General features: G+C 73.4%; 21 protein-coding genes. 12 read left to right on the top strand and 9 right to left on the bottom strand.

Going from position 1 to position 18,857, the window contains the following annotated elements; all coding sequences use genetic code 11:
* Positions 1-172: 172 nt before the first annotated feature.
* From BIU97_RS00290 to BIU97_RS00275, 4 genes are read right to left on the bottom strand one after another with little or no spacing between them, the layout of a single operon-like run.
* Positions 173-1,222 carry a sugar phosphate isomerase/epimerase family protein gene (locus BIU97_RS00290; protein ID WP_071296771.1) on the bottom strand — a complete coding sequence of 350 codons (1,050 nt, stop codon included), beginning with the start codon at positions 1,220-1,222 and terminating at the stop codon, positions 173-175.
* A 34-nt stretch (positions 1,223-1,256) separates the two neighbouring features.
* Positions 1,257-2,369 carry a Gfo/Idh/MocA family protein gene (locus BIU97_RS00285; protein ID WP_254782802.1) on the bottom strand — a complete coding sequence of 371 codons (1,113 nt, stop codon included), beginning with the start codon at positions 2,367-2,369 and terminating at the stop codon, positions 1,257-1,259.
* Positions 2,354-3,061, bottom strand: coding sequence for a ThuA domain-containing protein (locus BIU97_RS00280; protein ID WP_071296770.1), 708 nt, complete (start codon positions 3,059-3,061; stop codon positions 2,354-2,356). The genes BIU97_RS00285 and BIU97_RS00280 overlap by 16 nt, the downstream gene beginning before the upstream one ends.
* Positions 3,058-4,254, bottom strand: a complete 1,197-nt coding sequence (locus BIU97_RS00275; RefSeq protein WP_254782800.1) for a Gfo/Idh/MocA family protein — start codon at positions 4,252-4,254, stop codon at positions 3,058-3,060. The genes BIU97_RS00280 and BIU97_RS00275 overlap by 4 nt, the downstream gene beginning before the upstream one ends.
* A 97-nt stretch (positions 4,255-4,351) precedes the next feature.
* Between BIU97_RS00275 and xylA the strand changes: the two genes are divergently transcribed.
* From xylA to BIU97_RS00260, 3 genes are all read left to right on the top strand, one after another.
* Positions 4,352-5,545 carry a xylose isomerase gene (xylA, locus tag BIU97_RS00270; RefSeq protein ID WP_071253327.1) on the top strand — a complete coding sequence of 398 codons (1,194 nt, stop codon included), beginning with the start codon at positions 4,352-4,354 and terminating at the stop codon, positions 5,543-5,545.
* Complete coding sequence (locus tag BIU97_RS00265; RefSeq protein ID WP_071296791.1) at positions 5,538-7,124, top strand: FGGY family carbohydrate kinase; 1,587 nt, start codon at positions 5,538-5,540, stop codon at positions 7,122-7,124. Before xylA ends, BIU97_RS00265 begins: the two co-directional genes overlap by 8 nt.
* Positions 7,125-7,200: 76 nt before the next feature.
* Entirely contained in the window at positions 7,201-8,187 is a 987-nt protein-coding gene (locus BIU97_RS00260; RefSeq protein ID WP_071296769.1) for an acetylxylan esterase, read from the top strand.
* A gap of 7 nt (positions 8,188-8,194) precedes the next feature.
* Here BIU97_RS00260 and BIU97_RS00255 read toward each other — a convergent pair whose 3' ends face one another.
* Both BIU97_RS00255 and BIU97_RS00250 read right to left on the bottom strand, forming a co-directional pair.
* Positions 8,195-8,575: a hypothetical protein gene (locus BIU97_RS00255; RefSeq protein WP_139195823.1), complete on the bottom strand. Its 381-nt coding sequence runs from the start codon at positions 8,573-8,575 to the stop codon at positions 8,195-8,197.
* A gap of 9 nt (positions 8,576-8,584) precedes the next feature.
* The gene (locus tag BIU97_RS00250; protein WP_071253333.1) at positions 8,585-9,049 is read right to left on the bottom strand and encodes a MarR family winged helix-turn-helix transcriptional regulator; all 465 of its coding nucleotides are present in this window, start codon (positions 9,047-9,049) and stop codon (positions 8,585-8,587) included.
* Positions 9,050-9,233: 184 nt separating this feature from the next.
* Between BIU97_RS00250 and BIU97_RS00245 the strand changes: the two genes are divergently transcribed.
* From BIU97_RS00245 to BIU97_RS00215, 7 genes are all read left to right on the top strand, one after another.
* Positions 9,234-9,887: a hypothetical protein gene (locus BIU97_RS00245; RefSeq protein WP_071296768.1), complete on the top strand. Its 654-nt coding sequence runs from the start codon at positions 9,234-9,236 to the stop codon at positions 9,885-9,887.
* 116 nt (positions 9,888-10,003) lie between these two features.
* Entirely contained in the window at positions 10,004-10,888 is an 885-nt protein-coding gene (locus BIU97_RS00240) for a S26 family signal peptidase (protein ID WP_071253335.1), read from the top strand.
* Positions 10,885-11,739 (top strand): LamG domain-containing protein, encoded by an 855-nt coding sequence (locus BIU97_RS00235; RefSeq protein WP_071253336.1) that lies wholly within the window; start codon positions 10,885-10,887, stop codon positions 11,737-11,739. The genes BIU97_RS00240 and BIU97_RS00235 overlap by 4 nt, the downstream gene beginning before the upstream one ends.
* Before the next feature lie 31 nt (positions 11,740-11,770).
* Positions 11,771-12,256 (top strand): GNAT family N-acetyltransferase, encoded by a 486-nt coding sequence (locus BIU97_RS00230; RefSeq protein ID WP_071296767.1) that lies wholly within the window; start codon positions 11,771-11,773, stop codon positions 12,254-12,256.
* Between the two features lie 75 nt (positions 12,257-12,331).
* On the top strand, positions 12,332-12,763 hold the full coding sequence (locus tag BIU97_RS00225) for a chemotaxis protein CheY (protein ID WP_071296766.1): 432 nt from the start codon (positions 12,332-12,334) through the stop codon (positions 12,761-12,763).
* A complete protein-coding gene (locus BIU97_RS00220; protein WP_071296765.1) occupies positions 12,760-13,071 on the top strand; it encodes a winged helix-turn-helix domain-containing protein in 312 nt (103 codons plus the stop codon). The genes BIU97_RS00225 and BIU97_RS00220 overlap by 4 nt, the downstream gene beginning before the upstream one ends.
* A 25-nt stretch (positions 13,072-13,096) precedes the next feature.
* Positions 13,097-14,155: a glycosyl hydrolase family 18 protein gene (locus BIU97_RS00215; RefSeq protein ID WP_139195822.1), complete on the top strand. Its 1,059-nt coding sequence runs from the start codon at positions 13,097-13,099 to the stop codon at positions 14,153-14,155.
* On the opposite strand, the gene BIU97_RS00210 is transcribed toward BIU97_RS00215, so the two are convergent.
* Genes BIU97_RS00210 through BIU97_RS00200 form a run of 3 tightly spaced genes read right to left on the bottom strand, consistent with a single transcriptional unit; the run spans position 14,148 to position 16,913 of the window.
* Positions 14,148-15,131 carry a D-alanine--D-alanine ligase family protein gene (locus BIU97_RS00210; RefSeq protein WP_071296763.1) on the bottom strand — a complete coding sequence of 328 codons (984 nt, stop codon included), beginning with the start codon at positions 15,129-15,131 and terminating at the stop codon, positions 14,148-14,150. The genes BIU97_RS00215 and BIU97_RS00210 overlap by 8 nt on opposite strands.
* On the bottom strand, positions 15,124-16,266 hold the full coding sequence (gene alr / locus BIU97_RS00205; protein ID WP_071296762.1) for an alanine racemase: 1,143 nt from the start codon (positions 16,264-16,266) through the stop codon (positions 15,124-15,126). The genes BIU97_RS00210 and alr overlap by 8 nt, the downstream gene beginning before the upstream one ends.
* Positions 16,263-16,913: a M15 family metallopeptidase gene (locus BIU97_RS00200; RefSeq protein WP_071253352.1), complete on the bottom strand. Its 651-nt coding sequence runs from the start codon at positions 16,911-16,913 to the stop codon at positions 16,263-16,265. Before BIU97_RS00200 ends, alr begins: the two co-directional genes overlap by 4 nt.
* 87 nt (positions 16,914-17,000) lie before the next feature.
* Here BIU97_RS00200 and BIU97_RS00195 point away from each other — a divergent pair, with 87 nt between their 5' ends.
* Positions 17,001-17,678: a response regulator transcription factor gene (locus BIU97_RS00195; RefSeq protein ID WP_071253354.1), complete on the top strand. Its 678-nt coding sequence runs from the start codon at positions 17,001-17,003 to the stop codon at positions 17,676-17,678.
* Entirely contained in the window at positions 17,675-18,757 is a 1,083-nt protein-coding gene (locus tag BIU97_RS00190; protein ID WP_071253356.1) for a sensor histidine kinase, read from the top strand. The genes BIU97_RS00195 and BIU97_RS00190 overlap by 4 nt, the downstream gene beginning before the upstream one ends.
* Positions 18,758-18,857: the final 100 nt, after the last annotated feature.

The following is an 18,857-nucleotide window of genomic DNA, read 5'->3' as shown; positions in this document are numbered from 1 at the left end:
GTGGTGGATGGTGGATGGTGGCGGCCCGGAGCTTGCACCCGGAGCCCACGGTCTGCGCCCGGGGTCCGGGGTCCGGGGCCCGGGGTCCCGTGTCCGGTGTCCCGGGGCCCGTCCCGCGGCGGTGACCCCGCCCGGCCCCGCGGACGCGCGGCCCTGCCCCGCTCAGCCCCGCTCAGCGTGAGCGGCTGAACGCGGCGTCGAACGCGGCCTCGGGCGGTGCGATGGTGCCGAGCCGCCGCACGAACGCCAGCGCCTCGGGCCCGCCGACGAGCCGGTCCATGCCGGCGTCCTCCCACTCGACGCTGGTCGGGCCGGCGTAGCCGATGTGGTTGAGCACGCGGAAGACCCGCTCCCACGGCACGTCCCCGTGGCCGGCGGTGACGAAGTCCCACCCGCGCCGGGGGTCGCCCCACGGCAGGTGCGAGGACAGTCGCCCGTTGCGGCCGTCGAGCTGCTTCACCGACTCCTTGCAGTGCACGTGGTACACCCGGTCGGCGAAGTCGAGCAGGAACGCGGCGGGGTCGAGGTCCTGCCAGACGAAGTGCGACGGGTCGAAGTTGAACCCGAACGCCGGCCGGTCCGCGAAGACGTCCAACGCCCGACGAGCGGTCCAGTAGTCGTACGCGATCTCGGACGGGTGCACCTCGAGCGCGAAGCGGACCCCGACCTCCTCGAAGACGTCGAGGATCGGCGACCAACGGTCGTGGAAGTCCTGGTACCCGGCGTCGATCATCGACGGCGGTACGGGCGGGAAGCCGGCGACGGCCTTCCAGATCGACGAGCCGGAGAAGCCGGTGACGGTGTCGACGCCGAGGGCGGCGGCGGCTCGGGCGGTCCACTGCAGTTCCTCGGCCGCACGCTGCCGCACGCCCTCGGGGTCGCCGTCGCCCCACACGTGCGGGGCGAGGATGTCCTCGTGCCGCTGGTCGATGGGGTCGTCGCACACGGCCTGGCCGGTCAGGTGGTTCGCGATGGTCCACACCCGCAGGCCGTTGCGTTCCAGGATCGCCAGCCGGTCGGCCACGTACGCCGGGTCCGTCGCGGCGCGCCGGACGTCCAGGTGGTCGCCCCAGCAGGCGATCTCGAGTCCGTCGTAGCCCCACTCGCCGGCGAGCCGGGCGACCTCCTCGAAGGGCAGGTCGGCCCACTGGCCGGTGAACAGGGTGACCGGCCGGGAGGCCCGGGTCGTCTCCGTCGTGTCGCTCGCGTCCGTCGTCGTCATCGTCGTCGTCCTTCCTCGCGGTGGTGGGGTGCCGTCACCAGGATCCGGGTGCGGACCCGGCGGGGACGGTGGCGGGTCGCTCGACGCGCGAGTGCACGTCGACGACCGCGTGGTCGCGGGCGGCGGCGGAGACCGCCTCCATGACCTCGAGCACGTGGAACGCGAGGTCGCCGGAGGCCCGGTGCGGCCGCTCCGTCGCGAGCGCGTGCGCCATGTCGGCGAGCCCGTAGCCGCGGCCGGCGTCGGCGTACCCGGCGGCGACCGGCAGGTCGCGCCAGGTGCGGTCGTCCGCGGTGGCGATCGACACGGTGTCCGAGAACCGGTTCGGGTCGGGCACGCCCAGGGTGCCGGCGGTGCCGTACACCTCGAAGAGCGGTGCGCGGGTGGCCCAGACCTCGAACGAGACGGTGACGGTGGAGACCACGCCGTTCTCGTGCTCGAGGATCGCGACGACGTGCGTGTCGATGTCGACCGGGATCGGCGTGCCGGCGTTCGGCCCGGTGGCGATCGTGCGTTCGCGGGTGGAGCGGGTGGCGCTGCCGCTGACCCGGACGACCGGCCCGAAGAACGTGACGAGGCTCGTCAGGTAGTACGGCCCCATGTCGAGGAGCGGTCCGCCGCCGGGCTGGTAGTAGAACGCCGGCGCCGGGTGCCAGAGCTCGTGACCGGGAGCACTCCACGAGACGGCGGCCCCGACCGGGGTGCCGACCAGGCCGTCGTCGAGGGCGGCCCGCGCGGTCTGGATGCCGGTGCCGAGGACCGTGTCCGGGGCGCTGCCGACGCGCAGGCCGGCGGCGCGGGCGGCCTCGAGCACCGGGGCGGCCTCGGCCGTCGACATCGCGAGCGGCTTCTCGCCGTAGACGTGCTTGCCGGCGGCGAGCGCCCGGGTGGCGACGTCGGCGTGCGCGGCCGGGATCGTCAGGTTGAGCACCACGTCGACGTCGTCGGCGGCGAGCAGGTCGTCGACGCTCGTGCCCCGCACGCCCTGTGCCGTACCGACGGCCTCGGCCCGGGCGACGTCGAGGTCGGCGACCGCGGCGAGCTCGAGGCCGGGCAGTGCCGGGAAGTGCTCGAAGTACTGCTGGCTGATCACGCCCACGCCGACCACGCCGACCCGCAGCACCCCTTCGTTCACCGTGCTGCCCACAGGAGCCCCCGTTCGATGATGGTGCGCAGGGGCTGCGACTCGACGACCTCGAGTCGGTGCCCGGGAGCCGACACGAACACGCGGCCCTCGCCCCACTGTCGGGTCCAGATCGCCGGCGCGGTCACCGGCCGGTTCCACGCGTCGAAGTCCCGGGCCTCCTGCGTGGTGGTCGCCAGCACGTCGTTGTACTCGTCGGACAGCACCCAGTACTGCTCGGTGACGAGGTCGAAGTCCTCGATGCCCTGCGTGATCGGGTGCTCGTGCCCGAGGTCGGTGACGTGCACCGTGTACGGGATGTAGTTGTCGGACTGCTCGCCGACCCGTTCGTCGGGGTGCTTGCCCGCGTGGTGCGCGAACTGGCCGCCGATCATGTGCAGGTAGTCGGCGGTGTTCCGGAACGCGTCGGCGATGCCGCCGTGCCAGCCGGCGAGCCCGGCGCCGTGCAGCACGGCGCGCTGCAGGCCGGCGAACTCGTCGTCGGCGATGGTCGACATCGTGACGACCTGGACGATCAGGTCGACCTCGTCCATGACGGACTCGTCGGCGTAGACGGCCGTCGAGTCGGACACCCGGACAGTGAACCCGTTGTCGCGCAGGAACGGGACGAACAGGTCGGTGGTCTCGACGGGCTGGTGGCCGTCCCACCCGCCGCGGACCACCAGGGCCTGGCGTGTGCCGTCGGCGGCGCTCACGAGGTCGCCGTCCAGCTGCTGCCGGCGGCGGCGCTGCGTTCGACCGCGTCGAGGACCCGCTGCACGTGCAGGCCGTCGGCGAACGACGGCGACGGGTCGGTGCCGGCGACGATGGCGTCGACGAAGTCCTTCACCTGGTGACTGAAGGTGTGCTCGTAGCCGATGAGGTGCCCGGTCGGCCACCACGCGGCCATGTACGGGTGCTCGGGTTCGGTGACCAGGATCCGGCGGAAGCCCTGCTCCCCCGCCGGGGCGTTCGACTCGTACAGGCGGAGCTCGTTCATCGCCTCGAGGTCGAACTGGATCGCCCCCTCGGACCCGCTGATCTCGAGCGTCAGGCCGTTCTTCCGGCCGGTCGCGTAGCGCGTCGCCTCGAACGTGCCGATCGCACCGTCCGCCGCGCCGCCGGACAGCCTGGCGGTGAAGAACGCGGCGTCGTCGACCGTGACCTGGCCACGCTCCTCGGAGGCGGTGCCGGACAGCCCGACGCCCTCGGCCATGAGCGGCCGCTCGGTGACGAAGGTCTCGAGCGTGCCGGACACCGTGGCGAGCGAACCGCCGGTGACGTGCTCGACGAGGTCGATCGCGTGCGCACCGATGTCGCCGAGTGCACCGGACCCGGCGAGCGACTTGTCGAGGCGCCAGGTCATCGGGCCGTCGGCGTCGGCGAGCCAGTCCTGCAGGTAGAGCGCGCGGACCTGGCGCACGGAGCCGATCCGGCCGTCCTGCACGAGCTGCCGGGCGAACGCGATGGCCGGCACGCGTCGGTAGCTGAACCCGACCATGGCGCGGACGCCCCGCGCACGTGCTGCGTCGGCGGCTGCGGTCATCGCCTCGGCCTCGGCGACGGTGTTGGCGAGGGGCTTCTCGCACAGGACGTGCTTGCCGGCCTCGAGCGCGGCGATCGCGATCTCGACGTGCGACGACCCCGGGGACACCACGTCGACCACGTCGATCTCCGGGTCGGCGACGACGGCACGCCAGTCGGTGGACGCCGCCTGCCAGCCGTACTGCTGCCGGGCGGCCTCGGTGCGTCCGGCATCGCGCCCGACGATCACCGCCATCTCCGGCTCGGCTCCGAGGTCGAAGAACCTGGGGGCGGTCCGCCACGCCTGTGAGTGCGCGGCTCCCATGAAGCCGTGCCCGACCATGGCGACCCGCAGTCGTTGCTGTGCCGTCGACACACTTGCCATCCGCTCGCTCCTTTGCGATCACGTCCTTGCCACAGCCAACACTACCGCTTATGTTGGGCGCGGCAACATTTTGTTTCGACGACGAACGGTGACCACCATGGCAACGACGCCCACCCGTGCAGACAAGTTCTCCTTCGGTCTCTGGACCATCGGATACAACGGCTCGGACCCCTTCGGCGGGCCGACCCGCCCCGCCCTCGACGTGGTCGAGGCGGTCGAGAAGCTCGACGAGCTCGGGGCCTACGGCCTGACCTTCCACGACGACGACCTGTTCGCGTTCGGTTCGACCGACGCCGAGCGCCAGACCCAGATCGACCGCCTCAAGGGCGCGCTCGAGTCGACCGGCATCGTCGTGCCGATGGTCACGACGAACCTGTTCTCCGCCCCCGTGTTCAAGGACGGCGGCTTCACCTCGAACGACCGGCAGGTCCGCCGGTTCGCGCTCCGCAAGGTCCTGCGCAACATCGACCTCGCCGCCGAGCTCGGCGCGTCGACCTTCGTGATGTGGGGCGGCCGCGAGGGCGCCGAGTACGACAGCGCGAAGGACGTGCAGGCCGCGCTCGAGCGCTACCGCGAGGCCGTCAACCTGCTCGCCCAGTACGTCACCGACAAGGGCTACGGCATCCGGTTCGCCATCGAGCCGAAGCCGAACGAGCCCCGCGGCGACATCCTGCTGCCGACCCTCGGCCACGCGATCGCCTTCACCGAGACGCTCGAGCGTCCGGAGATGTTCGGCATCAACCCCGAGGTCGGCCACGAGCAGATGGCGGGCCTGAACTTCACGGCGGGCATCGCCCAGGCGCTCTACCAGGGCAAGCTCTTCCACATCGACCTGAACGGCCAGCGCGGCATCAAGTACGACCAGGACCTGGTGTTCGGTCACGGCGACCTGCAGAACGCGTTCTCGCTCGTCGACCTGCTCGAGCACGGCGCACCGCAGGGCGGCCCGGCCTACGACGGCCCCCGCCACTTCGACTACAAGCCGAGCCGCACCGAGGACATCACCGGCGTCTGGGACTCCGCGTCCGCCAACATGCGCATGTACCTGCTCCTCAAGGAGCGCGCGCAGGCGTTCCGCGCCGACCCCGAGGTGCAGGCAGCGCTCGAGGCCTCGAAGGTCGGCGAGCTGTCGACGCCGACGCTGGACGACGGCGAGTCGTACGACACGTTCCTCGCCGACCGCTCGGCCTACGAGGACTTCGACGCCGATGCCTACTTCGGCGGCAAGGGCTTCGGCTTCGTCCGCCTGCAGCAGCTCGCCATCGAGCACTTGATGGGTGCTCGTGGCTGAGAACACGGGCGAGCGCCAGCTCGTCGCCGGCGTCGACTCGTCGACCCAGTCCTGCAAGGTCACCATCCGTGACGCCGCGACCGGTGCGGTCGTCCGCGAGGGACGCGCCTCCCACCCGGACGGCACCTCGGTCGACCCCCGCCACTGGTGGGACGCCCTCGGTGCCGCCGTCGCCGACGCCGGCGGCCTCGACGACGTCGGTGCCGTCGCGATCGCCGGGCAGCAGCACGGCATGGTCGCGCTCGACGCCGACGGCCGCGTGGTCCGCGACGCCCTGCTGTGGAACGACGTCCGCAGTGCGGCCGCGGCCGCGCAGATGGTCGACGAGCTCGGTCAGGAGGCGTGGGTCGCCCGGACGGGGCTGGTCCCGGTGGCGTCGTTCACCGGGACCAAGCTGCGGTGGCTCCGCGACGCGGAGCCCGAGAACGCCGCCCGCGTCGCGGCCGTGGCGCTCCCCCACGACTGGCTGTCGTGGCGGCTCCGCGGCCACGGCCCGGCGGACGAGAGCCCGCTCGGCCCCGACCTCGACGCCCTGGCGACGGACGCGTCCGACGCCAGCGGCACGGCGTACTGGGACCCGGTGCGCCGCGAGTACGACCCGGAGCTGTTCGAGCTCGCGCTCGGGCGGCCGATGCGGGCCGCCGGCGACGGTGCGTCGGGCGTGTCGTCCGCCCGGTCGTCCGTCCGGAACCAGGTTCCGGACGGAGAACCGCGGAAGAGCGCGGTGCAGAGCCCGGAACCTGGTTCCGTGGGCTCGTCGGACGCCGTGGTCGTGCCCCGCGTGGTCGCTCCCGACGAGGCGATGGGCACCCTGTCCACCGACGTCGAGCTGCCCGGAGGCGCGGTCGCTCGGGCCGGCCTCGTCGTCGGCGCCGGACTCGGCGACAACGCCGGGGCAGCGCTCGGCCTGGGTCTCGGCCCGGGCGACGTCGCGGTGTCCCTCGGCACGAGCGGCACGGTCTTCGGGGTCAGCGACGCCGAGGTGCGCGACCCGAGCGGGACCGTGGCGGGCTTCGCCGACGGGACCGGGTCGCGCCTCCCGATCGTCACGACGCTCAACGCGGCCCGCGTGCTCGAGGTGGTCGGCGGCCTGCTCGGCGTGGACCACGACGCGCTCGGCGAGCTGGCGCTGCAGGCGCCGGCCGGGGCCGACGGCCTCGTCCTGGTGCCGTACTTCGTCGGCGAGCGCACACCGAACCGGCCGGACGCGACCGCATCGCTGCTCGGCATGACGCCGGCGACCACCGACCGGGCGCACCTGGCCCGGGCGGCCGTCGAGGGGATGCTCTGCGCCCTCGCCGACGGACTGGCCGCGGTGCAGGACACCGGCGTGACCGTCGAGCGGCTGCTGCTCATCGGCGGCGCCGCGCGGAACCCGGCGGTCCGGACCGTCGCCGCACAGGTGTTCGGCCGTGACGTCCTGGTGCCGGAGCCCGGCGAGTACGTCGCCGCCGGTGCCGCGAAGCAGGCCGCGTGGGCGCTCACCGGTGCCCTGCCGACGTGGGACACCGCGACGACCACCGTGCCGTCCGACCCGCACCCCGAGGTGCTCGAGCAGTACCGCGCCGCGGCGCGCTGACCGACGCACCGGACCGACACCCGCCCCCGGCGCCCTCGACGAGGGTGCCGGGGGCATCACCGTCCCAGGAGGACCCGTGCCACTGACCGACCTGCCCCTCGACGCGCTCCGCGCCCACCGCTCGGACGTCCGTCGCCCCGCCGACTTCGACGCCTTCTGGGCGGACACGATCGCCGCCGCCCGGACCGCGGGCGAGGGGGTCGAGACGACCCTCGTGCCGGCGGTGACCCCGGTGACCGGGCTCGTCGTCGAGGACCTGACGTTCCCCGGGTTCGCCGGCGACCCGGTCCGCGCCTGGGTCACGCGCCCGCTGGCATCCGCGGACGCACGGCTGCCCGTCGTCGTCGAGTTCCTCGGCTACGGCGGCGGACGCGGTCGACCCGGCGAGCGCGTCGCCTGGGCGCTGGCCGGCTCCGTGCACGTCGTGATGGACACCCGTGGCCAGGGCAGCGGCTGGGCCGGCGGCGACACCCCGGACCCGCACGGGTCGGGCCCGCACGCCAGCGGGTGGATGACGAACGGCATCGGTTCGCCCGCCGACCACTACTACCGCCGCGTCTACACCGACGCCGTGCGGCTCGTCGATGCGGTGCGGACGCTGCCCGGCGTGGACCCGGAGCGCATCGCCCTGACCGGTGGCAGCCAGGGCGGCGGCATCACGATCGCGGCGGCGGCACTGGTCGAGGCGCACGTCGGCCCGCTCACCGCGGTCATGCCGGACGTCGCGTTCCTGGCCGACTGGCGGAACGGCACCGACGTCGCGGTCGGTGGTCCGTACCTGGAGCTCGCGCAGTACCTCGCCGTGCACCGCGACGCCGCCGACACCGTGTGGGAGACCGCCGCGTACCTGGACGGCGTGAACCACGCCCCGGGGATCACCGCTCCCGCGCTGTTCTCGGTGGCGCTGATGGACGACGTCGTCCCGCCGCGCACGACGTTCGCCGCGTACAACGCCCTCGGCTCCGACGACCGCGAGATCGCGGTGTACCCGTACAACGGCCACGAGGGCGGCGGCTTCCGGCACTGGGAGCGGCAGGTGGCGTTCCTCCGCGCGCGCGGCTGACCTGCGCTCAGGCGGGGCGGCCGAGCACCCTCCGGAGGAGCTTGCCGAACGCGGTCCGCCGCGGCCGCCACCCGTGGGCGGCGAGCGTCTCGTTCACCGGACGGGTGATGTACCCGGTGCTGAAGCGCCAGCTCGTCGCACCGGGGACGACGGACGTCACGCTCGTCGACTTCATGATCCGCGTGTACTCGGCGGTCTCGGGGAGCAGTCGGACGACGTACCGGTACGTCGTCCGCTGCGAGTCCGCCTGCAGCACGTAGGTGGCGACGTAGCGCCCCTCGGCGTCGACCGACACGTCGAACGGGTGCTCCGTCGACCGGTGCAGCGCCAGCAGGGCGTCGTGCACGGCGGCAGGGGGCGAGGGGGTTCCGGGACCGGGCGTCGTCATGCCGGCACGCTACCGGTCCTCGGCCCCGTCCTGCGCGGTCGAGTGGGACGCGACGGCGCTCTCGAGCAGCGCGTTCGCGAGACCGGCGAGCGTCGCCTGCAGCGCCCCGGGGTCCTCGCCGGCGACCGACCGCAGTGCGTCGGTGTACCGGCGCCGGAGGTCCGCCACGACCTCGGTGCCGGCGTCCGTCAGCCGGAGCAGCGAGCCACGTCGGTCCGCCGGGTTCGGCAGGCGCTCGATGAGCCCGGCTGCGGTGAGCCGGTCGACCATGTTCGTGACCGCGCCCGACGTCAGGCGCAGGTAGCCGGCGACCTCGGTGGGCGTCGAGTACCCGGTGTCGCTGATGAGCGTGAGGGCCTGCAGTGCCCGCTCGTGCACGCCGGTGCGGGCGCTGAGCTCGGCCGCGAGGGTCGCCTGCGCGCGGACGACCGCGTCGAAGGCAGCGACCAGTTCGTCGTCCCCGGCACCCGTCATCGCTGCGTCCCTCCGGTCGCGTTCGTCCGCACGAGAGTACCGGCAACGGGCCGTGTCCCCCCTGGTCCCCCTCATTGGGGACAACCGCGGGGTACCAACTAGGCCATCGGTTCGTTATCTTAATGACTAAGCAATCACCACCGCGAAATGGTGAACCATCAACCCACGAACATCGAGGTACCCCGTGTCGAACCCGCACCGCATCTCCCCGCTGAAGCGCCTCCGCTTCGCCCCCGTGGCGCTCATCGCCGGCGTCTTCGCAGCACTCCTGCTCTCCCTCTCGCTCACCGGCACCCTGTCCGGGTTCGCGGCGAGCATCACGAACACCAGCAACACCGCCGGCAGCGGCACCCTGATCATGCAGGAGCAGAACGCCGGCGCGACCGTCACCTGCCTCAGCACGGACAGCGGCTCCGTCTCGACGAACTCGGCGTCCTGCTCGACCATCAACAAGTTCGGCGGCAGCACCACGATGACGCCGGGCAACACGGTCAACACCGCGATCACGATCAAGAACACCGGCACCGCCGCTGCGAGCACCTTCACGCTCACCCCGGGCGCCACCTGCACCCAGACGAACAACGGCCCCTCGAACGGCTCCGCGACCGACCTCTGCGCGAAGATGAACCTCGTCATCACGTCGGGCTCGACCACGGTCTTCTCCGGCACGCTCGCCAGCTTCAAGGGCGCCGCCGCCTCGGCCTTCACGATGCCCGCCGCCCCCGCCGCCGGTGGGAGCACCCCGTTCAACTTCGCCGTGACGCTCGACCCGAGCGCCGGCAACGCCTACCAGGGCCTGGCGGCCTCGGTCCCGATGACCTGGACCTTCACCGCCTAGTCCACGAGCACCACCACCCCACCCCCACACCGGGTGGTGCCCGGCCGGACCCGACGGCCGAGCACCACCCACCCCCACGTCACCCCAACACGTCACCCCAGCAGCAGGAGCAGCAGATGAGCCAGGCAACGGTCGTGCCGCTGAGCGGAACGCTCACCCGCCCGCTCCTCGGCGAACCGTCGGCCACGCGCTTCGAGTCCGGGATCGCCTGGCTGGTCGCCCTCGTCGCCGCGCTCCTGCTCGCCGGCGCCGCGCTCTTCCTGATGAGCGGTGGCCGCTGGTTCGTCGTCGAGACCCCCTCGATGGGCGAGGCCGCCCCCGTCGGGACCCTCGTCCTCGACCTGCCGGTGGACGCCTCCACCCTGCGGGTCGGCGACGTCGTGTCGTTCCAGGTCCCCTCGAACCCCGACGTGACCTACACGCACCGCGTCGTCTCGATCGACCCGGACGGCGGTCTGCACACCCGCGGTGACGTGAACGGCGCGACCGACCCGTGGACGCTCACGCAGGACAACCTCGTCGGTGCGCCGATGCTCCTCGTCCCGCACCTCGGCTGGCTCTTCCGCGCCGCACCGATCCTGGTGATCGGCACCCTGCTCATCTGGCTGCTGACGAGCCCCTTCACCGACCGCGTCACGCGCGGCTCCCTCCGGATCGCCGGCAGCGCGCTGACCGTCGCCTACGCGGCGTTCGTCCTCAAGCCCTTCGTGAACGTCACGACCATCACGAACACCGCCACCCCGCACTCGGTCACGGCCACGGTGGTCTCGTCCGGCATCTTCCCCGTCCGCGTCGACGCGCACGGCGGCACGAGCGTGCACCTGGTGGACGGCCAGGTCGGACGCGTGCACATCGACCAGCTCACCGCGAACGGGCACTACCAGCTGCACTCGACGATCGACCTCGGCCCCGCCGGGTGGGCGCTGCTCATCGCCGCCTGCCTGGTCCCGCTCGTGCTCTGCCTGTCGATCGGGCGCGTCCAGACGGTGCAGTCCGCATGAGGCCCCTGCGTCTGCGCGACGGCCGGCTCATCGCCCTCGTCCTCGTCCTCGCACTCGTCGCCCTCGTGTTCGCGATCGGCTCCGCCCCGACGCGGTCCGCGTTCTCCGCCAAGGTCACGAACTCCGGCAACACCGCGGCGACCGCGACCTACTTCACCTGCACCGGCGCGGTCGGCGCGGACACCGCCAACGCCGTCTTCGCCTACCGGCTGACCGAGGCATCGAACGCCACGACCGCGGTGGACTGGTCCGGCAAGGGCGCGAACGGCACGTACCAGGGCGCCATGACCGCGACCACCCCGTCCCCCAACGCCTGCCCGCGCGACCCCGGCAGCTCCTACCAGCTGAACGGTTCGACGAGCTTCGTCTCGACGCCGGCCTCGGTGCGGAACCCGACGACGTTCAGCGAGGAGGTCTGGTTCCGCACGACGGTCGCCGGGGGCCTGCTCATCGGCTTCGGCAGCAACCAGGTCGCCACCTCCGGCCAGCACGACCGGCAGGTGTACCTCAACACGAGCGGGCAGCTGGTGTTCGGGACGTACAGCGGGACGACGCAGGTCGTCACCTCGCCGAAGGCCTACAACGACGGCGCCTGGCACCACGTCGTCGCGACGATGTCCGCGAGCACCGGCATGCGGTTGTACGCCGACGGCACCCTCGTCGCCTCGAACGCGGCCTTCACCGCCCCCGAGAACTACACGGGCTACTGGCGCATCGGCTACGACACGATCAGCGGCTGGCCGGGAGCACCCGCCAACTACTCGTTCACCGGGTCGATGCGGTACGCGGCCGTGTACAGCACGGTGCTGACCCAGGCCCAGGTGACCGCACACGCCGCCGCCGGCTCCTGAGCCGCCACCGACGGTCTGCGAGGATCGGCGGATGACCCTGCAGAACGACACCGTCGCCCTCGAACGGATCACGCCCGCGCTCGCACGGCGGATCCTCGTCCGCGACGAACGGCCGGACGACGCGTGGCACGCGGAGTACCCGCTGGCCGACGAACTCGACCCGCTCCGGACCCTGGCCGGTTCATCCTCGCCCGACCCGGACTTCACGATGTACGTCGTGCGTCGGGCGGTCGACGGGGTCGCCGTCGGCGGACTCGGCTTCTTCGGTCCGCCCGACGCCGACGGGCGCGTGGAGTTCGGCTACGGGCTGGTGGCCGCGGCGCGGGGCGCGGGGATCGCGACCGCCGCGGTGGCGCTCGCGCTCGCACACGCCGCCCGCCGCGGCGCCCGCACGGCGGCTGCCGACACCGAGGCCGACAACACCGCGTCACGCCGGGTGCTCGAGAAGAACGGGTTCACCGAGACGGGGCGGCGTGGCAGCCTCGTGTTCCTGGAGCGGCGGCTGTCGGCGGACTGACGCGGAGCACGAGTAGAAACCACTTGCCATTATGGCAAGTGCATGCCAACATGGTGGCAACAGAGGGGAACCACCATGCAGCACCACACGGACGTCACACCCACCGAAGCCCGCCGCCTGCTCGACGACGCCGGTCGGATCAGCCGGCAGGCACACGAACAGACGCGGTGGCCCTACGTCACCTTCATCCTCGCGCTCGGCATGGTGACCTCGTTCGGCACCCTCGCGATGGGCCTGACCACCGGCTCCGCGTTCGGGCTGACCTACGTCGCCACGCTGGCCGCCTTCTTCGCCCTGATCGTCTTCTTCGCGGTGTCGATCCGCGGCCGGTCCGCCTTCGCGCGCAGCCGTCGGTGGACGGTCTACATCGCAGCCTGGTTCGTCACCTACGCGGCGGCGATCGTCGTCGTCGCCTGGGTGCACGGATCGGTCCTGTGGTCCGGGGTCACGTCCGGAGCGGTCCTCGCCGTGACCATGGCCTGCGCGGCGTACGAGGCTCGGCGGTGACCGTGACCGAGCAGTCGCACCCGCGCCACCGGCTCGACGACCGGCTGCAGAACCCGGTCCGGTTCTCGATCGTCGCGGCGCTCGACCGCGCCGGCACGCTCGGGTTCCGCGAGGTGCGCGACGCCGTCGAGGTCACCGACTCCGCCCTGAGCAAGCAGGTCGCCCTGCTCGAGGCAGCCGGGTGGGTGTCGGTCCGGAAGTCCTTCGTCGGCAAGGTCCCGCGCACCGCGCTGACCTTGACGCGGTCCGGGCGCGCCGCCTGGCAGGCACACCTGGCGGCGCTCCGCGAGATCGCGGGCCAGGCCTGACCGGACTCCTGCCATGATGGCGTCGATGCGCACCTCACCCCGGACCTCCGTCTCCCGTCGTCGCCGATCCGCAGCGGTCGCCGCCGTCGTCGTCACCGCGGGGCTCGTCCTCACCGCGTGCACGGTCCCGGCCGCGCCCTCGACCGACGCGGCGGCCATCGGCTCGGACCGTTTCGACGTCACCGGCTTCCAGCCGGAGAACGCCGACCCCGCCCTCATCGACGCCGACGCGGCGGCGATGACCGTCGTCGGCGTCGACGGGCTCCTGCTGAACCGGGCGGGCACGCGGGTCTCCGCGCCGAGCCGGGCCGCCAAGGCGCAGCGCAACCGGGCGCACGCCCGAGGGCTCGACGCGCAGCTCCTCGTGAGCAACTTCGCGGACGGCGACTTCAGCGAACCGATCGCCCGCAGGCTGCTGCGGTCGCCGGCGAACCGTGCCCGGGTGGTCCGTTCGCTCGCCACCCACCTCGAGCACGGCGGCTGGGACTCCGTGATGATCGACCTCGAGGCCCTCTCGGCGGCGGACCGCCCCGGACTCACCGCCTTCGCCCGCGAGCTCCGGGCACGGGTCGGTGACGACGTCCGCCTCGACATCGCGCTCTCCGCGTCGACGACGGTCGCGGGCTACGCCCGGCTCGGCTACGACGTCCGGGCCCTGCGTGCGCCGCTCGACCACCTGACCCTGATGGCGTACGACCAGCACGGGCCGTGGGAACCGGACGCGCCGGGGCCGGTCGGCTCGTTGCCGTGGGCCACGAAGGCAGTCCGCGCGCTCGCCCGCCTGGCGCCGGCCGACCAGATCGTGCTCGGCGTCGCCGGCTACGGCTACACGTGGAAGGGCCCGCGGCCCTCGGCGCAGGTGTCCGACGCCCAGGCACGACGTCGCGTCCGTGCGGCGGACGCGACCCCGCGGTGGGACGACGCCGCCGGCGAGTGGACCGCGACGCTGCGGAACGGCGAGGTGCTCTGGTGGTCCGACGCCCGGTCGCTCGAGGTGCGGGTCGCGCTCGCGCAGCGGCTCGGCCTGACCGGCGTGGCCGTCTGGTCGCTCGACCTGTCGGACCGGATCGCGCCGATCAGCTGACGGCCGCGCACCCGGCCGGCCGCGGCACCGCGAGTGCGGCGTCGACGAGCGCCGTGACCAGGTCGCCGTACCCGAGACCGACCGCGGCGTACATGCGGGGCACCTGCGAGCGCTCGGTGAAGCCCGGGGTGGTGTTCACCTCGTTCAGCACGACGCCCGTGCCGGTGACGAAGAAGTCGAACCGAGCCACCCCGGCGCACCCCAGGACCTCGTAGAGCCGCACCGCGGCGCCGACGACCGCGGCGTGCTCGGCGGTCGTGACCCGCGCGGGCACGACGAACCGGGCGGTGCCGTCGTACTTCTGGTCGCGGTCGAACACCGTGCGCTCCGCCAGGTCGACCTCGAGCGTCGAGCCGATCCGCAGCGCCCCGCTCCGGTCGCGGAACACCGCCACGTCGACCTCGCGACCGGACACGAACGACTCGACGAGGACCACGCTGCCCGCCGCCCGCGCGAGCCGGACCGCGTCGTCGAGTCCGGAACGCTCGCGCACGATGCCGACGCCGTTGCTGGACCCGCCCGTCGTCGGCTTCACCACGAGCGGCGGCTCGAGCGCGACCGGCTCCCCGTCGGCGACGACGACCCCGGGGGCGGTGGCGATCCCGACGGCCCCGGCGACGAGCTTCGTCACCCATTTGTCCATCGCGACCGCGCCGGCGCGGACCGGTGACCCGACGATCGGCACGCCGACCAGGTCGAGCAGGCCCGCCACCGTGCCGTCCTCGCCGTGCTCGCCGTGCAGCAGCGGGAAAGCGACGTCGCAGGTCACCAGGACGGCCACCGCGTCGACGGCCGACAGGGGGTCGCCGGCCGTCGTGCGCCACCGCCCGTCCGTGTCGACGGTGAGCGCCACGACGTCCTCGCCCTGTGCGCGGAGGGCGTCGGCGACCGCCGCTGCCGAGGCCAGCGAGACGTCGTGCTCGTCGTTCGCGCCGCCGCCGATGACGGCGATCCGTCGAGGGGTCCGGTCAGACATGGTCGTGCTCCTGGGTGCTCGTGGTGTCGGTCGTCGTCCGGTGGACCCTGGCGACGCGGCTGCCGATGCGGGTGACGATCTCGTGCGGGATGGTGTCCGACCACGTGGCCCACTCGGCGACGGTGGGTTCGCCCCCGTCGCCGGGGCCGAAGACGGTCACGTCCTCGCCGGGCGCCAGGGCGTCGTCGCCGGTGTCGACGACGACGCTGTCCATCGAGACGCGCCCGACGACGGGCCGCCGGCGCCCGCGCACGAGCACCTCGGCCCGGTGCGACGCCGCGCGCGGTACGCCGTCGCCGTAGCCGATCGGCAGCAGCGCCAGGTTGGTCGACCGGGTGGTGACGTGTTCGCGGCCGTACCCGACGCCGGTGCCGGCCGCCGCCGTCCGCGTGCCGACCACCCGGGTCCGCAGGGCGAGCGCCGGGCGGAGCCGGTCGGTCGTGCCGGACGGGTCGATGCCGAAGAGGCCCGCACCGACACGGTGCGGTCCGAAGGCGCCACCCACACCCGTGACCGTTGCCGCGGTGGCCGCGAGGTGCGTCACCCGCGGTGCGAGCCCGGCATGGCGCGCGGTGCGCACGGCGTTCGCGAAGACCAGCCGCTCCCGGGCGTTCCAGGGATCGGTCGGACGGTCGGCGCTCGACATGTGGCCCATCACGCCGACCACCGCGACGGTGCCGGCGTGCTCGAGCAGGCGGGCGGTCCGGCAGAGCGCCGGCCAGGCGGGGACCGGGCACCCGTCACGCGCCATCCCCACGTCGACGTGCAGGTGCAGGCGGGCGACGCGTCCGGCCCGGTGCGCGGCGGCCGAGACCGCGCCGAGCATCCCGGTGTCGGACACGGCGAGCCCGACGTCGGCGCGCAGGGCCCCCTCGAGGTCCGCGTCCGGCCCGTTGAGCCAGCTGAGCACCGGTGCCGTGACGCCGGCCGCCCGCACGGCGAGCGCCTCGTCGATGCTCGTCACGCCGATCGACGAGGCCCCGGCCGCGAGCACGGTCCGTGCGACCGCGCCGTGCCCGAAGCCGTCCGCCTTCACCACGCCCATCAGGCGCCCTCCGGTCAGCGCGGCGAAGAACGCGGTGTTCGCGCGGATCGCGTCGTCGTGGACGACGAGCTCGGAGACCGGTCGGTTCACCGCTGCATCCGGGGGTCCGAGGTTGGGTCGACGTACATCTGCGGGCAGCCCTCGGACGGGGCTGCCGGGCGGAGTTCGAAGTGCCAGGCCTCGTTCGTGTAGATCTGGCACAGTCCGTACGCGGCACCGTGCTCCTGCAGCCAGGCCGCCGCGTCCCAGTCGCCGATGTCGACGGCCTCGCCGCGCACGTGCAGCGACGTCTGCGGGGTCGAGACCCACCGGGCCGCCTCCTCGCGCGAGCCGTACTCCGCGACCGCGTCGTCGAGCAGCCGCTCCTGCAGGGCCGGCGACCGCCACCCGCTGTTGAGGACGAAGTGCACGTCCTCGCCCTCGGCGTCCCGCGCGGCCTGGCGCACGGCCCGGAGCAGGTCCGGGTCCAGGCGCGTGACCGCCGGCAGGCCGTCGTCGAAGACGGACGCGCCGGAGGGGACCTCGCCGCCGGCCCGACCCGTCGACGACACCGGACCCCGTTCCATCGACGAGACCACGGCGCCCAGCGACCTCGAGGCCGTCGGGTCGGTCACGACGGTGCGCACGGCGACGAGCGCGATCGCGGCGAGGACCACCACGATCGCGGTGACGAGGACGGCGACCACGCGGCGGTGGCGGGTCCCGGAGCGGACGGACGGAGGGGTGGTGTTCGGCATGCGGACCACTCCACCGTGCCGGCCGTTGCCGGAGCGTATGCGTTTCCGCATACGCTCACGACACACCCGTCCGCCTAGCATCGTCGTGTGCGCGTGCTGATCGTCGAGGACGAACCCCTGTTGGCCGAGGCCGTCCGTGACGGTCTGCGCCTCGAGGCGATCGCCGCCGACGTGGCCGGCGACGGGGACACCGCCCTCGAGCTGCTCGCCCGCAACCCGTACGACGTCGCCGTCCTCGACCGGGACGTGCCGGGCCCGTCGGGCGACGAGATCGCCGCGGCCGTGCTCGCCTCGGGCAGCGGCACGCCGGTGCTCATGCTGACCGCGGCCGACCGCATCGAGGACAAGGCGTCCGGCTTCCGGGCCGGTGCCGACGACTACCTGACGAAGCCGTTCGAGATGCGGGAGCTCGTCCTGCGACTGCGTGCGCTCGCCCGCCGGCGGGTGTCGCACCGACCACCCGTGCTCGAGGCGGCGGGGGTCCGGGTCGACCCGTTCCGCCGCGAGGTCGCGCGGGACGGGCGGCACGTCGCGCTCACCCGCAAGCAGTTCGCGGTCCTCGCGGTCCTGGTGGAGGCGCAGGGCGGGGTGGTGAGCGCGGAACAGCTGCTCGAGCGGGCGTGGGACGAGAACGCGGACCCGTTCACGAACGCGGTCCGGATCACCGTCTCGTCGCTGCGCAAGCGGCTCGGCGAACCGTGGGTGATCGCCACGGTCCCCGGCGTCGGCTACCGCATCGACCCCGACGCGGGCCCGACGTCGTGACGCGTCGACGGCCGGGACCGAGCGTCCGGCTCCGCCTCACCCTGACGTTCGCGGCCGTCGTCGTGGTCACCGGCACGCTCCTGCTCGCCGTGGTCTGGCTGTTCCTGCTCCGCTACGTCCCGAGCGGGTCGATCGACACGGCCAGGGACTTCGTGCCGAACCGGCGGGACCTGGTCCGCGCCTTCGCCCCGGCGGCAGCGGTGGTGCTCGTCGCGCTCCTCGCGCTCGGCACCGTCGGCGGCTGGTTCCTCGCGCGCCGTGTCCTCGCTCCGCTCGACCGCATCGCCGAGGCGACCCGGCTCGTCGCGTCCGGCTCCCTGTCGCACCGCGTCGCGATGGCCGGCCGCGACGACGAGTTCCGTGAACTCGCCGACGCCTTCGACGGCATGCTCACCCGCCTCGAGTCCGACGTCGGCGCGCAGCAGCGGTTCGCCGCGAACGCGTCGCACGAACTCCGCACACCGCTCGCGATCACGCAGTCGCTGCTCGAGGTCGCCGAACGGGATCCCGGGCGCGACCCGGCCACGCTCGTCGCACGGCTGCGGTCGGTCAACACGCGTGCCGTCGACCTCACCGAGGCGCTGCTCCTGCTCAGTCGGTCGGAGCAGCACGCGGTCGCGCACGAACCGCTCGACCTGTCGCTGCTCGCCGAGGAGGCCGTGGAGACGCTGCTCCCGCTCGCCGAGGCCGACGCCGTCGACCTGCGGGTCGACACCGGGCCGGCACCGACGGCCGGGTCCCCGGCGCTGCTCCTGCAACTCGTCACGAACCTCGTGCACAACGGGATCGTGCACAACGGTCCCGACGCGCAGGGCGCGCGCTGGATCGGCGTGCGGACCGGCACGGAGGACGGCCGCGCGGTCCTCGAGGTCCGGAACTCCGGGGCGACCGTGCCGCAGGACGTCGTGCCGACGCTCACCGAACCGTTCCAGCGGGGCGCAGCCCGCACGCGCAGCGGGACCGGGACCGGGCTGGGCCTGGCGATCGTCGCGGCGGTCGTCCGTGCCCATGACGGCGAGCTCGAGCTCGCGGCTCCGGCGGACGGCGGGCTCGCCGTCACGGTGCGGCTCGGTCGCTGACGTCCGGGAGGCCCGGCCCCCTCCGCCCCGCAGCTCCCGGTCCGTCCCGCATCACCACCACAACCCCGGTCCGGTGCCGCCCGGCACCGGACGGCGACGG

Origin of the sequence: Curtobacterium sp. MCBA15_009 (assembly GCF_001864895.1) — a bacterium.
Lineage (GTDB): Bacteria > Actinomycetota > Actinomycetes > Actinomycetales > Microbacteriaceae > Curtobacterium.
Note: the sequence above shows the minus strand (reverse complement) of the source record. Positions and strands in the feature narration are given on the sequence as shown.

What these genes read in the sequence shown, in the direction of transcription:
- BIU97_RS00200 (WP_071253352.1), bottom strand. Translation starts at nt 16,913, where the DNA reads ATGCCGAACACCACCCCTCCGTCCGTCCGCTCCGGGACCCGCCACCGC.
- BIU97_RS00250 (WP_071253333.1), bottom strand. Translation starts at nt 9,049, where the DNA reads ATGACGGGTGCCGGGGACGACGAACTGGTCGCTGCCTTCGACGCGGTC.
- BIU97_RS00210 (WP_071296763.1), bottom strand. Translation starts at nt 15,131, where the DNA reads ATGTCTGACCGGACCCCTCGACGGATCGCCGTCATCGGCGGCGGCGCG.
- BIU97_RS00290 (WP_071296771.1), bottom strand. Translation starts at nt 1,222, where the DNA reads ATGACGACGACGGACGCGAGCGACACGACGGAGACGACCCGGGCCTCC.
- BIU97_RS00215 (WP_139195822.1), top strand. Translation starts at nt 13,097, where the DNA reads ATGCGCACCTCACCCCGGACCTCCGTCTCCCGTCGTCGCCGATCCGCA.
- BIU97_RS00235 (WP_071253336.1), top strand. Translation starts at nt 10,885, where the DNA reads ATGAGGCCCCTGCGTCTGCGCGACGGCCGGCTCATCGCCCTCGTCCTC.
- BIU97_RS00255 (WP_139195823.1), bottom strand. Translation starts at nt 8,575, where the DNA reads ATGACGACGCCCGGTCCCGGAACCCCCTCGCCCCCTGCCGCCGTGCAC.
- xylA (WP_071253327.1), top strand. Translation starts at nt 4,352, where the DNA reads ATGGCAACGACGCCCACCCGTGCAGACAAGTTCTCCTTCGGTCTCTGG.
- BIU97_RS00240 (WP_071253335.1), top strand. Translation starts at nt 10,004, where the DNA reads ATGAGCCAGGCAACGGTCGTGCCGCTGAGCGGAACGCTCACCCGCCCG.
- BIU97_RS00275 (WP_254782800.1), bottom strand. Translation starts at nt 4,254, where the DNA reads ATGGCAAGTGTGTCGACGGCACAGCAACGACTGCGGGTCGCCATGGTC.
- BIU97_RS00225 (WP_071296766.1), top strand. Translation starts at nt 12,332, where the DNA reads ATGCAGCACCACACGGACGTCACACCCACCGAAGCCCGCCGCCTGCTC.
- BIU97_RS00230 (WP_071296767.1), top strand. Translation starts at nt 11,771, where the DNA reads ATGACCCTGCAGAACGACACCGTCGCCCTCGAACGGATCACGCCCGCG.